Consider the following 13751-nt stretch of genomic DNA (forward strand, 5'->3'; position numbering starts at 1 on the left):
TTTGCAACAACGCCGCCACGGGAGCGCCTTCCATCGTGCATGCCGGGTATAGTCGCAACAAATAACGGAGGCCAATATGAGATGGGAAGGCAATCGCGAAAGCGACAATGTGGAGGACCGGCGCGGAGGTGGCGGCGGTGGCGGCGGCTTCGGCTTCGGCGGCCGTTCGATCGGCATCGGCACGGTGATCCTGGCGCTGATCGGCTCATGGGTGTTCGGCGTCAATCCTCTCACCATGCTCAATCTTCTCAGCGGCGGCGGCGGCCCCGTGCCGCAGGTGCAGCAGGGCCCCGCCCCGGCGCCGCCGGCGTCCGACCGGCAGGCCAAATTCGTCTCCACCGTGCTGGCCGACACCGAGGACGTGTGGGGCAAGCTGTTCAGCGCGCAGAACGCCAGCTACGAGCGGCCCAAGCTGGTGCTGTTCTCCGGCAGCACGCCCACCGCCTGCGGCACCGGGCAGTCGGCGGCCGGGCCGTTCTACTGCCCGGGCGACAAGAAGGTCTACATCGACCTGAGTTTCTACCGGCTGATGCAGGAGCGCTTCAAGGTGTCGGGCGAATTCGCGCAGGCCTATGTGATCGCGCACGAGGTGGGCCACCATGTGCAGCACCTCACCGGCGTGTCGGACCAGGTTGAAAACGCGCGCCGCCGCGGTTCCGAGCGCGAGGGCAACGCCATGTCGGTGCGGCTGGAACTGCAGGCCGACTGCTACGCCGGCGTCTGGGCCTTCCACGCCAACCAGGCGCGCAGCATCCTGGAACAGGGCGACATCGAATCGGCGCTGAACGCGGCCACCGCCATCGGCGACGACACGCTGCAACGGCAGTCGCAAGGCCAGGTGGTGCCGGACTCGTTTACCCACGGCACCTCGGCGCAGCGGGTGCGCTGGTTCAAGCGCGGCGTGGAAACGGGCGACGCCGCCCAGTGCGACACCTTCAAGACACGCCAGCTCTGATCTTCTGGCACACTATGGGCTCCTTTTTTCGCCGGAGCCCATAGCAGCCATGAGTGCCCCTCCCCCTCCTCCTTCCCCGCCTCCTGAAGAGCAAACCTTCCTGCGGGCCTTCGCCGCGCTGCGTCCGCGGCTGTTCGCCATCGCCTACCGCATGCTGGGCGTGCGCGCCGACGCCGAGGACGTGGTGCAGGACGCCTGGCTGCGCTGGGACCGCACCGAGCACGCCGGCGTGCAGTCGGCCGAGGCCTGGCTGGTGACGGTGGTGACGCGGCTCTCCATCGACCGCCTGCGCGCCGCCAAGGCCGAGCGCGAGGCCTACATCGGCTGGTGGCTGCCGGAACCCCTGGTGGAACTGGACGAACGCACGCCCGAATCGGCCGCCGAAATGGCGAGCGACCTGTCGGTGGCCTTCCTGTGGGTGCTGGAGCGGCTGGGACCGGAGGAGCGCGCCGCCTTCCTGCTGCGCCAGGTGTTCGACCATGACTACGCGGAAGTGGCGGAGGTGCTGGGCAAGAGCGAGGCCTCCTGCCGCCAGATGGTGCACCGCGCCGCCGAGCGCGTGCGGCAGGAGCGCCCGCGCTTCACCGTGCCGAAGGAGGCGCACGGCAGCCTGCTGGCCAGGTTCATGGACGCCGCCCGCAGTGGCGAGCGCGATGCCATCAAGGCGCTGCTGGCCGAGAGCATCGAGCTGGTGGGCGACGGCGGCGGCAAGGTGCCGTCGTTCATGGAGATCGTGCGCGACATCGACCGCATCGTCGAGCTGTACGCGGGCATGGTGGACAAGTTCCCCGGCCAGGTCGCGTACCGGGCGGCGACCATCAACGGCGAACCCGGCTTCCTGCGCTACGTGGCGGGCAAGCTGGAATCGGTGCAGTGCATCGTCACCGACGGCTCGCGCATCCTCGGCATCTACGCGGTGCGCAATCCGGACAAGCTGGCGGGCGTGCCGCAAACGCTGTAGGGGGCGGTGTTGCTTTAAGGCACAGCCCACTTGTCTCGGGTCCGAAAAGGCATAAACTGGGGGAGCGCAACTTGCATCCCCGCAGTTCACCATAACCAGCCCCACAGGAGCCCCCCATGCGCGCATTCCATCCCCTCAAGCAGTTCCTGTCCGCCCTGTTCGCCCTCTGCCTGTGCGCCAGCGCCTGGGCGCAGAAGCCTGCGCAGGGCACCGCCGAGGAGGCGGTCGCCATGGTGCAGCAGGTGATCGCCTCGATCAAGGCCAACGGCCGCGAGAAGACCCTCGCCGAGATCAACAACACCACCGGCGGCAAGTTCCGCGACCGCGACCTGTACATCACCGTCAACGACATGCAGGGCAAGAACCTGGCGCACGGCGCCAATCCGAAAATGCAGGGCAAGGACTTGATCGACATGAAGGACGCCGACGGCAAGCCCTTCGTGCGCGAGCGCGTGGAACTGGCCAAGACCAAGGGCAAGGGTTGGCAGGACTACAAGTTCGTGAACCCGGTCAGCAAGCAGATCGAACCGAAGTCCATGTATTTCGAGAAGTACGAGGACATGATCATCAATTGCGGCATCTACAAGGGCGCCAAGTGATCTGATACGGTGTTTACGGGGCCGTTCTGCGTCTGTTTTAAGGCCCCGCAAGGGCGGACAATGGGGCATCCAAACAAGGAGTCCGCCATGTCCGCCAAACGCACCTTCGGGGAAACCCTGACCGCCGTCGCCTGGTCCTTCGTCGGCCTGCGCCGCAAGCGCGACTTCGACCGCGACGTCGGCGCGTTCAATCCCTTCCTCGTGCTGGCCGCCGCGCTGATCGGCGTGGCGCTGTTCGTCGGCCTGCTGCTGGCGGCCGTGCGCCTGGCCACCGGGTGACAATGCGTGAGTATTCCGGGAGGAAAAGTTGGTAAAATCCAAAACTTTTTCTCCCGGATCACCCCATGGCTGACGACTACTCCTCCGACACTACCCGCACCGGCCTGCTGAGCACCGGCGGCCAGACCACCGGCTCCTTCGAGGCCGCCTACGACAACGACTGGTTCAAGGTCGCCCTCACGGCAGGAAACTACTACACCTTCGAACTGTCGGGCGGCACGGGTTTCAACCCGGGTTACAGCCAGTTGAGCGCCTATGACGCGCAAGGCGCCTATCAGTATTCGAACTATGGCAGCTATGGCAACACGACGGTCAGCCTCACTTTCAAGGCCGCCGTGACGGGCAATTACTACATCGCCGCCGGCGACCGCCATTACGACGCCATCACCGCCACCGCCTATACGCTCAAGGCCGGCGCGGGCGTCGCGGACGACGTCGGCGACACCCGCGCCGCCGCCAAGACGCTGGCGCTCGACGTGAAGACGCGCGGCGTGTTCGAGGGGCCGTCGGACACCGACTATTACAAGATCGCCGTCGTCGCCGGCAAGACCTACAGCATCGCGACCGCATTGAATCCGGACGGCACCGGCTCGAGCTCCAGCTACAGCGCCCAGCTGCGGCTGGAGGACGCGACCGGCGGCTACCTCAACGGCTACTACCTGTACAACGCCAGCAACACCTCCTCGTTCACCGCCACCAGCACGGGCGACCTCTACGTCGCCGCCGTCACCTCCTACGGCGCGATCCCCGCCTATACGCTGACGTTCGGCGCGGCGGCCGACGATTTCAGCGCCAGCAAGACCGGCGCCGGCACCCTGCCGATCGGCACCGGCGTGGCCGGCGTCTTCAACGTCGCCAACGACAAGGACTGGTTCGCGGCCAGCCTGACGGCCGGCGCCACCTACTGGTTCACGCTCGGCACCGCCGGCGACACCGGCGGCACCGCCTACAGCGGCAGCAGCGGCGTCATCAAGGTGTTCGACGCCGACGGCAACGTCATGGCCACCTCCAGCGGCTACACCTACGTCACCACCGGCACCTCGCTGCTGCTGCAGTACGTGCCGGCCAAGTCGGGCGTCTACTACGCCGAGGTGGCCGACACCAACGGCGGCACCGGCCGCTATACCCTCACCGCGGCGCTGGGCGAGGTGGACGACGTGGGCGACACCCAGGTCACGGCGACGGCGCTGTCGCTGGGCGCGACGCAAAAAGGCAGGCTGGCCATTCCCACCGACCGCGACGTCTACAAGATCGCCGTCAAGGCCGGCTCCACCTACCTGATCGAAATGAACGCGCAGGACGTCGTCAACAGCGCCTCGCCCTACGTGACGGCCAGCCTGGCCGACGGCTACTACGGCGACGGCCTGACCAGCTACACCAAGCCCGGCGTGACCGACTACAAGGTGTACACCGCCACCCAGACCGGCGACTACTACGTCACCGTCAGCAACAACAACCAGCGCGGCACGGCCGGCTACACGCTGAAGGTGAGCGAACCGGCCGTCGACGACTACGCCGCCGCGAAAAGCACCAGCGGGGCGTTGACGGTGGGCGGCAAGACCTCCGGCAAGATCGACTACACGGGCGACGTGGACTGGGTCAAGGTGACCCTGCAGTTCGGCGTCAAGTACGCCTTCCAGCTGCGCGGCGCGGGCAGCGGCGAGGGCACGCTGGTGCTGGATGGCGGCAACAACCTGTCGATCTCCAGCAGCCAGCAATCCGGTTACTCCTACCTGTCGCAGGGCAACGACGGCACCTACACCTTCACCAGCCAGACCGGCGGCGACTATTACCTCGCCGTGCGCGGCTACAGCGGCTACAGCGGCACCAGCGACGGCACCGGCGCCTACGCCCTGCACGCGGTGGCGCTGTCCGGCGACACCAGCGCGCCCACCGTGACGTCCTATTCGCCGGCCGAGAACGCCGGCCTGTACGACAACATCGTGGTCCAGTTCAGCGAAGCCATCATGCGCGGCACCAACAGCGGCAACGCCTACATCACGCTGCGCGACAGCCTCGGCGTGGCGCTGGAAAGCTATTACGGCGGCGACAGCCGCATCGCCATCAACGGCAACACGCTCACCATCAACCCGAGCGCGCAACTGAAGCTGGGCACGAAGTATTTCCTGGACATCCCGGCCGGCACCGTCACCGACCTGGCCGGCAACCAATACGCCGGCGGCGAACTGTACACCGTGAACACCATCCCCACGGTGACCATCGGCGGCGCCGGCAACGACTACCTGGTCGGCCTGGGCAACGGCATCAAGCTCGACGGTGGCGCCGGCGTCGACACCGTCGTCTACGGCTACAGCCGCGGCAACTACCAGGTCACGCACACCGCGGCCGACACCAAGGTGCAGAGCTCGAGCTGGCCCGGCTCCACCGCCGGCGACGTGCTCACCGGCGTCGAGCGCCTGGTCTTCAGCGACACCGCCGTGGCGCTGGACACCGGCGGCACCGGCGGCCAGGCCTACCGCCTGTACCAGGCCGCGTTCAACCGCGCGCCGGACAAGGCCGGCGTCGGCTACTGGATCGCTCAGCTGGACAAGGGCGCGGCGCTGCTGGACGTGGCGCGCGGCTTCCTCGACAGCGCCGAGTTCGCCTCGCTGTACGGGACCTCCCCCGGCAACGGCGTGTTCGTCCAGAAGCTGTACGACAACGTGCTGCACCGCACGCCCGACCAGGCCGGCGTCGATTACTGGCTCGGCGTGCTGAACCAGGGCGGCGACCGCGCCGAGGTGCTGGCCGCGTTCAGCGAAAGCCCGGAGAACCAGAAGGCCGCGCTGCAGGTGATCGGCAACGGCTTCGAGTACACGCCGTACGGCTGATCGAAATCAAGGCCGCGCCGGCGGTGGGAATTGGGGAGATTTTCCGGCCATGGGAATTGCTACAATAAAATATTTCTCATAGAAAACATCACCCCATGGCCGACGACTTCTCCTCCGATTCCACCCGCCCCGGCGCGCTCGCCGTCGGCGGCCAGACCGCCGGCAAGTGGGAGGCCCGCGACGACGGCGACTGGTTCAGGATCACGCTGGGCGCGAGCCAGTGGTACACCTTCGAACTGAGCGGCGACGCGGGCTTTGTTCCGAAGGAATCGAAACTGGGCGTCTTCAACGCGGACGGCGTCGAACTGTCATACATCATCCCCACCGCCGCCGGTTCGCCGGTGAAGCTCAATTTCATGGCGGTGGGCGGGGGCGACTATTATGTGATGGCGCGCGACCTGCGCGCCGCCGGCTACTCTCCCATCGGCTACACGCTCAAGGCCTTCTCCGGCCTGGCCGGCACCGGCGACAGCCGGGCCACGGCGGAGGCGCTGACGCTGGGCCAGGCCACGCGCGGCACGATCGACAGCGGCAGCGACGTGGACTACTACAAGGTGGCGCTGCAGGAAGGCAAGACCTACACCCTGGCGCCGTCGTGGAACCCGGACGGCGGCAGTGGCCTCAACGGCACGATGCGGGTGGAGGACGCCGATGGCAAGGCCGTGACCAGCGTCTACGGCGCCAGCGGCTCGTTCACCGCCACCCGCACGGGCGACTATTACATCGCCGCCAGCAACCCCTATTCGAGCACCCAGGCATACGCGCTGACCCTGGGCGCGGCGCCCGACGACCACGGCGCCAGCGAAACGGGCGCCGGTGCGCTGACGGTCGGCTCGCGCGCGACCGGCACGCTGAACGTCGCCCAGGACAAGGACTGGTACGGCGTCGCCCTGGCGGCCGGCACCACCTATTGGTTCACGCTGGGCACCGCCCCGACCACCAGTTCCGGCGCCGGCTACGCGAGCAGCTCGGCGGTGCTCAAGGTGATGGATGCCGACGGCAACACCGTGGCCACCTCCAGCCCGGGCAGCGTGGGCAGCGGCGCTTACGTGCTGCTGCAATACGTGCCCGGCAAGTCGGGCAGCTACTATGTCGAGGTCGCCGACCAAAGCGGCAGGACCGGCAACTACGCCATCGCCGCCGCGCTGGGCGATGTGGACGATCACGGCGACACCACCGCCACCGCGACCACGCTGGCCGTGGGCGCCACGCTGACCGGCAGGCTGGCCATCGGAACGGACACCGACGTGTTCAAGTTCGCGGTACAGGCCGGTTCCACCTATATGATCGAAATGACCGCGCGGGACGCCGCCGGCGGCGCCACGCCGTCGCTGGCCACCCACACCGGCAACGGCTACAGCGGCGACGGCGTCGTCGGCTACACCAAGCCGGGCGTCACCTCCTACAAGCTGTACACCGCCAGCCACTCCGGCGACTACTATCTGTCCGTGAGCAACAGCGCCAAGCGCGGCGACTCCGGCTACACGCTGAAGGTGAGCGCGCCCCCGGCCGACGATTACGCGGCCGCCAAAACCACCGCCGGCGAGGTCGCCATTGGCGGCGGCGCCACCACCGGCAAAATCGACTACACGGGCGACGTCGACTGGATCAAAGTGACGCTGCAATTCGGCGCCAGGTACGCGTTCCAGTTGCGCGGCGCCGGAAGCGGGGAAGGCACGCTGGACGGCGGCAGCCTGGCCATGGCCAGCGGCGCGCAGGCTGGCAGCGCCTACCTGACCAACGAGCGCGACGGCATCTACACCTTCACCAGCCAGACCGGTGGCGACTACTACCTGGCGGTGCACGGCAAAGCCAGTTCCACCGTGGGCGACGGCACCGGCAGCTACACGCTGACCGCGGTGGCGCTGGCGGGGGACACCACCGCGCCCAGGGTGATGTCCCACAGCCCCGCCGAGGGCGCCGGCATGTACGACAACATCGTGGTCCGGTTCAGCGAGGCCATCATGCGCGGCGACAGCGCCGGCTACGGCGTCAACTACATCACGCTGCGCGACGGCCTGGGCGCCGCGCTGGAGAGCTACAGCAGCACCGACAGCCGCATCGCCATCGACGGCGCCACGCTGACCATCAACCCCGGCGTGAAGCTCAAGCCCGGCAGCAAATACCTGCTGGACATGGGCGCCGGCAGCGTCACCGACCTGGCCGGCAACAAGTACGCCGGCGGCGAGCTGTTCGCCGTGAACACCACGCCCACGGTCACCGCCGGCACCGCCGGCGACGACTACATGATCGGCCTGGGCAGCGGCATCAAGCTCAACGGCGGCGCCGGCCTCGACACCGTCATCTACGGCGCCACCCGCGCCAGCTACGTGCTGATCCACACCCCCGCCGAGACCCAGGTGCAAGGCAAGGGCGCGGTGGCAGGCCTGTCGGCCGACGTGCTGACCGGCGTCGAGCGGCTCATGTTCAGCGACGTCGGCGTGGCGCTCGACACCGCCGGCGCCGGCGGCCAGGCCTACCGCCTGTACCGTGCCGCCTTCGACCGCGCGCCGGACAAGGCCGGCGTCGGCTACTGGATCGCGCAGCTGGACAAGGGCGCCGCGCTGCTGGACGTGGCGCGCGGCTTCGTCGACAGCGCCGAGTTCAGCGCGCTGTACGGCGCCGCGCCCGCCAACGGCGCCTTCGTCGAGAAGCTGTACGCCAACGTGCTGCACCGCGCGCCGGACCAGGGCGGCGTCGACTACTGGACCGGGACGCTGAACCAGGGCGCCTCCCGCGCCGAGGTGCTGGCCGCGTTCAGCGAGGGCGGCGAGAACCAGGCCGCCGCGCTGAAGGTGATCGGCAACGGCTTCGATTACACGCCTTACGGCTGACGGCGCCGCGCCGGCATCGCCTTCGATGTGGAAACAGATTCACTTCCGAATAGAGTCGAATTCACCATTGCCCCGCGAGCACCGCTCCGGAACGCCAGGAGACGGCTCGATGGCTTCGGATTCGCCCGGCGATAAACACTGCACCCCGGGTTGAATTGTTCATGACCCAGGGTTGATAATCATGCCGTGCCCAAGCGATTCGAGGCTGAGGGCGGCATTGTCTGGAGACGGTATGGATTCAACTCAACGGGTTCGCGCGATTCTTTCTTTTGTAAATGCCGCCGATGCCGGCAGTTTCGCGGCCGCGGGCCGCCTGCTTGGGCTCACCTCTTCAGCGGTCAGCAAGAACGTGGCGAGCCTGGAGAAGGCGCTGGGGGTGCGTTTGATGAATCGCACGACGCGCAACCTCCAACTAACTCAAGAAGGTACGGCCTTTCTGCGACAGGCCCGTCTCGCGCTTGAGGCGCTCGACGATGCGGTCGACGCGGTCGCAACGCAGCGTCTCGGCCCCAGCGGGCGCCTGCGTATTTCGACGAGTTCGGCGTTCGGACACGAACACTTGTTGCCGGTTCTCCCCGGGCTGCTGTCACGCTACCCGGCGTTGTCGGTGGACGTCGATTTCGACGACCGGGTCATCGACATGGTGCGCGATGGCTACGACCTTGCGTTCAGAGGCGGCAACATCCCGGACTCCACCATGATATCGCGGCCGGTTTGCAAGTTGAATGTCGCGATCATGGCATCGCCCGAATACCTGGCGCGCCAAGGCGTTCCGCACACGCCACAAGAGCTGCGAGCGCACCGGCTGGTGGCCCGGCGTTTTCTCGGCGGACGGGTTTCCATGTGGAGTTTCCAGGGAGAGGACGGCAGCATCACCACGTTCGACCCCACGGATGCCGCCGTGTTGACGCTGTCCGCGCCGGAAGCGGTCGTCCAGGCCGCATGCGATGGGGCCGGAATCGCCCAGGTCGGCGTTCACCTCGCCTGGCCGCACTTGCTTTCCGGCGCGCTGAAAGTCGTCCTGCATCGCTATCACCACGCAGGAAGCTACGAGATGGTGATGCAATATCCGCATCGCGCATTGCTTGCGCCGCGCGTGCGGGCGACCGTGGACTACCTGCTCGATGCGTTCGCCGCGAACAAGGCCTTGCACGTGCAGCTGGAGGCATTGAACTCATACGTCGCGTGACGGGGCTAGGGGCATCGTCTGTTCGGAACCCCGCCCCCCTCTCCCGAAGCGCCAGGACTGCGATCATTTTTTGCGCGCGATCGATACCCTGTTTGGGATTGGACAGGAAGCGCGGACCTCCCGATACTTGACGCGCGGCGACGGGCCTTGGTCCGCGCCGCGACGACCGCCACAAAGGCGGCGCAACCAATCACGGAGACCAGCCATGACCGACTACCCCATCCCGAACGCGGGAGGCCGCGTGCCGCCCCTGCCGCCGGCGCCGCGACGCGCGCGCACCCTCGCCCTTGCACTCGTTCTGCCACTGTGCCTGCTGGGCGGCTCCGCCGCGCAGGCCGCGTCGACCACCTTCATCAACCCGGTCGGCCCGGCCCAGCAGTCCTCGGCCGACCCGTTCGTGATGCGCCACACCGACGGCTTCTATTACTTCGTGTCGACCGCGCCGGGATGGGACAAGCTGGAGCTGCGCAAGGCCTCCAGCCTGGCCGGCATCGGCGCCGGCGCGGCGGTCACCGTGTTCGCGCCGGCCGCCGGCACCACCTGCAACGGCAGCAACTGCAGCAACAAGGAGGTCTGGGCGCCCGAGATCAATCACATCGACGGCGCCTGGTACATCTACTTCGCCGCCGCCGGCAACGACGGCCAGCACCGCGTGTTCGCGATCCGCAACGCCAGCGCCGACCCGACCACGGGCAGCTGGGGCGCGCCCGTCAAGGTAGCCGACAGCGACGACGCCTGGGCCATCGACCAGACCGTCGCGCGCATCAACGGCCAGCTCTACATGGCGTGGTCGGACATCTCCGGCGGCGGCCCGCAGCGCATCAAGATCGCGAAGATGAGCGGGCCGACCACCATCGTCGGCCGGGGCGCCTTCATCTCCGCGCCCACGCTGGGCTGGGAGACCTCGGGCGCGCCGGTCAACGAGGCGCCGCAATTCCTGGTCCGCAACAACAAGGTGCACATGAGCTTTTCGGCCAGCGGCTGCTGGACCGACGATTACAAGGTGGGCCTGCTGACGGCGAACCTTGGCGCGGACCTGACCAATCCGGCCAGCTGGACCAAGCTGGCCACGCCCATCCTGCAAAAGACCGCCGGCGCCTACGGCCCCGGCCACAACGGCTTCGCCAAGTCGCCCGACGGCACCGAGGACTGGATCGTCTACCACGCCAACCCCGCCTCGGGCCAGGGCTGCGCCGATTCGCGCACCACGCGCATCCAAAAAATCACGTGGAACGGCGACGTGCCCGTGATCGGCGCGCCGGTGGCGGCCGGCACCGCCGTGACGCGGCCGGCCGGCGAAGGCACGGGCACCATCTGGTACCGCGTGCGCAACCAGGCCAGCGGCAAGGTGATGAGCATAGACCGCGCCGCGGCGGCCAACGGCGCGGCGATCTGGCAGTTCACCAACTTCAACAACTCGGACCAGCTGTGGTCGCTGGACCCGGTCGGCGGCGGCTACTTCAAGCTGGCCACCGCCTTCAACGGCAACGTGGCCGACGTCTACAACTTCAGCCTGGCGCCGGGGGTGTATGTGAAGTCCTACCCCTACATCGCCACCACCAACCAGCAATGGATGCTGGTGCCGACCGAGACCCAGCACTACAAGGTCAGGAACCGCAACAGCGGGCTGATGCTGGACAACAAGGACGGCAGCCTGCAGGACGGCGGCGTCATCCAGCAGTGGACCGACAACAACCTGGCGCCGCAGCGCTGGCTGTTCGAAAGGGCGAACTAGTTCGCGCGGCGGCGCGGCGAATGACCCGGCGGCGCCGCGCCATCGCCAACAGCATCAGCGCCTCGGGCATGGTGGTGCTGGTGCGCGAGGAGTCGGTGCCCAGCCCGATCGCCAGCCGCGACAACCCCAGCGCGTAAAAAGAACACGCTCCAGTCCAGGTCCTCGGCCTTTGGTGCAGGCCCTCCAATCCGTCCGCCCGGTGACAATGCGCGCATTTTCCAAGGGGTGGAATGTAATATCCTTTGCGCAAGACAGTTACTCATGATGCAAGCATGCCCAATTCCACCGATCAAGCCGCGCTCGGCGCCCTCCTCAGCTACCGCGTGGTGACCGCCGGCCCGCGCGACGGCCACACGCATGAACACGTGTCGGCGCGGCTGGCCGCGCTGTTCCGGCGCACCGAGGAACAGATGCGCGCGCTGCTCGCCGCGCCGCGCGCCATCATCAAGAAACAGATCGATTTCGCCGATGCGCAGCGCTTCAAGGCGGCGCTCGAGGACTGCGGCTGCGTGTGCGTGGTGGAACCGGAAAGCCCGGACTTCAGCACCCTGCTGCTGAGCCGCTACGCCAGCGGCGGCACCGGCGTCATCATCAACGCGCCGGAGGCTTGGCACGCCAGCACGGACGGCCACACCTTCCAGTTGCTGGACGAGGCCAGCGGCGCGCAGTTCACGGCCGTGGGCATCGCCAATTCGGGCCACACGGTGCAGGAATGGACCGAGCAGCGCCTGCGCACGGTCGAGGAGGACATGCCCTATATGCGCCAGGTGCGCGGCCCCTACGCCCTCAAGGGCGCCGACTGGGGCGCGCGGGTGCAGGGCATCGCGGCGGAATACCGGGGCATCCTGCCCGGCACCAACGAATACAGCCATTACCTGGTGCTGAGCCTGCGCACGGAACTGTCGCTGGTGTGCCTGACGCTGGGCGCGCGCGCCGCCGCCTTCGACGCCAACGAGGCGCTGTACCGCTGGCTGCTGGAGAACCAGCTGGACGTGCACGACGCCCGCCAGACGCCGGCGCAGGACGAGGCGCTGCAGCGCTGGCTCAAGTACAACGCGGCCACCGACAAGCGCGGCCGCTGAGGCCAAATTTGAAGCGGCGTCGATTGGCGCTTTACTGGATGCGGCGCACCTTGGGTGAACGGTTGGTGCCGTCGATCTCCAGGTACATCGAACCCAGCGTGCCGCGCACCACTTTCACCTTGGGATTGGTCAGCAGCGGCGTGATGCCCTCGCTGTCGTCCACCACCCGCCACACCTGGCCGTTGGCCAGGCGGATCTGCTGGTTCGGACGCCAGCCGTCGAACCTGCCGTCGATGTGGCTCTCGATCTCCTCCAGCTTGGGCGCGGGCTTGAACGCCTCCATGCCGAAGCTCTGCTCCAGCTCCTTGCGCGCCGGCTGCGCGGCCACGGCCGGCGCCACTGCGGCTGCCGCCGGCGCCGCCCCGACCTTGATCGCGTCGTAGCAGGCCAGGCGCGCGGCGCCGTCGGCCTGGCCGCGGCATTGCACGATCGCGGCGTCGTTCGCCAGCGCGGAACCGGAAACCACCAACAGGGCTAACAGGGCTTTCATGCAATCTCTTTCGTAAGTTGTCGCAGCCTGCGATTATAGCCGCGCGGGCCGCGGCAGGCGGCGCTTGGGGGCGGGGCCGGCCGCCCCGGCCGGCTGGCGCGGCGGCGCGCGCGCGATCAGCAGCGAAGCGGCCACGGCGGCCGCCACCGCCAGCGCGCTCAGCGCCAGCATCAGCGCGCGCGCCTCCGCGTACGCCTGCGCGGCCGCCTCGGCGTCCAGCCGGTTGTTGCGTTTCTGCAGGGCCGCGTAGGCGTTCATCGCGTCCTGCCAGCGCTGCGTGGCCGGGGCCGCGTGGCGCATCAGCAGCGCGGTGGCATCCTCGTCGCGCTGCTGCAGCGCCAGGCGCACCAGTTGGTCGATATGGGACTGGGCCGCGAGCCGCGCCTGCTCCATGGCCTCGCGCAGCCGGCGGCCCTCCGGCGAGGCCGGCATGCGGTTCAGCGTCGCGCTGGCCAGCGCGTATTGCTCGCGCGCCTCCGCCAGCCTGGGCAGTTCGGCGCGGATGGCCGTCTCGTCGTTCAGCAGCACCACGGTGCGGACGATGCGCGCCTCCACGTGCACCGCTTCGGACATTTCCTGCACCATTAGCAACCGCTCCACGTTGAAGCCGACAATGCGCTGCAGGCGCTCGTTGATGCCGGCCATGCCGTCCATCCCCTGCGCGGACACCAGCACCAGCATCGCCAGCACCAGTCCCAAGCCCGTCGCCAGACGGGTTCCCACTCTCAAGTTCGCGATCGCCATCGCTTCCTCCGATAACAGATATCGATATGCGCGAATATTCGCGGCGCGCGGC

At 67.9% G+C, this 13751-nt stretch carries 11 protein-coding genes; 9 read left to right on the forward strand and 2 right to left on the reverse strand.

Annotated features, from left to right (window positions below):
- The first annotated feature begins 76 nt into the window (after positions 1–76).
- The 9 genes from ypfJ to BM436_RS20510 all read left to right on the forward strand — a co-directional run bounded on the left by ypfJ (position 77) and on the right by BM436_RS20510 (position 12465).
- The gene (ypfJ, locus tag BM436_RS20470; RefSeq protein ID WP_093557382.1) at positions 77–955 is read left to right on the forward strand and encodes a KPN_02809 family neutral zinc metallopeptidase; all 879 of its coding nucleotides are present in this window, start codon (positions 77–79) and stop codon (positions 953–955) included.
- Between the two features lie 49 nt (positions 956–1004).
- Positions 1005–1916, forward strand: a complete 912-nt coding sequence (locus tag BM436_RS20475; RefSeq protein ID WP_093557383.1) for an RNA polymerase sigma-70 factor — start codon at positions 1005–1007, stop codon at positions 1914–1916.
- 116 nt (positions 1917–2032) lie between these two features.
- Positions 2033–2515 (forward strand): cache domain-containing protein, encoded by a 483-nt coding sequence (locus BM436_RS20480; protein WP_093557384.1) that lies wholly within the window; start codon positions 2033–2035, stop codon positions 2513–2515.
- A gap of 87 nt (positions 2516–2602) precedes the next feature.
- Complete coding sequence (locus tag BM436_RS20485; protein WP_229490543.1) at positions 2603–2794, forward strand: DUF2970 domain-containing protein; 192 nt, start codon at positions 2603–2605, stop codon at positions 2792–2794.
- Positions 2795–2859: 65 nt separating this feature from the next.
- The gene (locus BM436_RS20490) at positions 2860–5625 is read left to right on the forward strand and encodes a DUF4214 domain-containing protein (RefSeq protein WP_093557386.1); all 2766 of its coding nucleotides are present in this window, start codon (positions 2860–2862) and stop codon (positions 5623–5625) included.
- Between the two features lie 95 nt (positions 5626–5720).
- The gene (locus BM436_RS20495) at positions 5721–8459 is read left to right on the forward strand and encodes a DUF4214 domain-containing protein (protein ID WP_093557387.1); all 2739 of its coding nucleotides are present in this window, start codon (positions 5721–5723) and stop codon (positions 8457–8459) included.
- A gap of 232 nt (positions 8460–8691) precedes the next feature.
- Entirely contained in the window at positions 8692–9648 is a 957-nt protein-coding gene (locus tag BM436_RS20500) for a LysR family transcriptional regulator (RefSeq protein WP_093557388.1), read from the forward strand.
- Between the two features lie 205 nt (positions 9649–9853).
- Positions 9854–11383 (forward strand): family 43 glycosylhydrolase, encoded by a 1530-nt coding sequence (locus BM436_RS20505; protein ID WP_093557389.1) that lies wholly within the window; start codon positions 9854–9856, stop codon positions 11381–11383.
- Positions 11384–11655: 272 nt separating this feature from the next.
- Positions 11656–12465, forward strand: a complete 810-nt coding sequence (locus BM436_RS20510) for a hypothetical protein (RefSeq protein WP_093557390.1) — start codon at positions 11656–11658, stop codon at positions 12463–12465.
- 31 nt (positions 12466–12496) lie between these two features.
- On the opposite strand, the gene BM436_RS20515 is transcribed toward BM436_RS20510, so the two are convergent.
- Complete coding sequence (locus BM436_RS20515; protein ID WP_093557391.1) at positions 12497–12955, reverse strand: hypothetical protein; 459 nt, start codon at positions 12953–12955, stop codon at positions 12497–12499.
- Positions 12956–12988: 33 nt separating this feature from the next.
- The gene (locus BM436_RS20520) at positions 12989–13699 is read right to left on the reverse strand and encodes an MCP four helix bundle domain-containing protein (protein WP_177307370.1); all 711 of its coding nucleotides are present in this window, start codon (positions 13697–13699) and stop codon (positions 12989–12991) included.
- Positions 13700–13751 lie beyond the last annotated feature (52 nt).

Source organism: Pseudoduganella namucuonensis (assembly GCF_900116645.1).
Classification (GTDB): domain Bacteria; phylum Pseudomonadota; class Gammaproteobacteria; order Burkholderiales; family Burkholderiaceae_D; genus Rugamonas; species Rugamonas namucuonensis.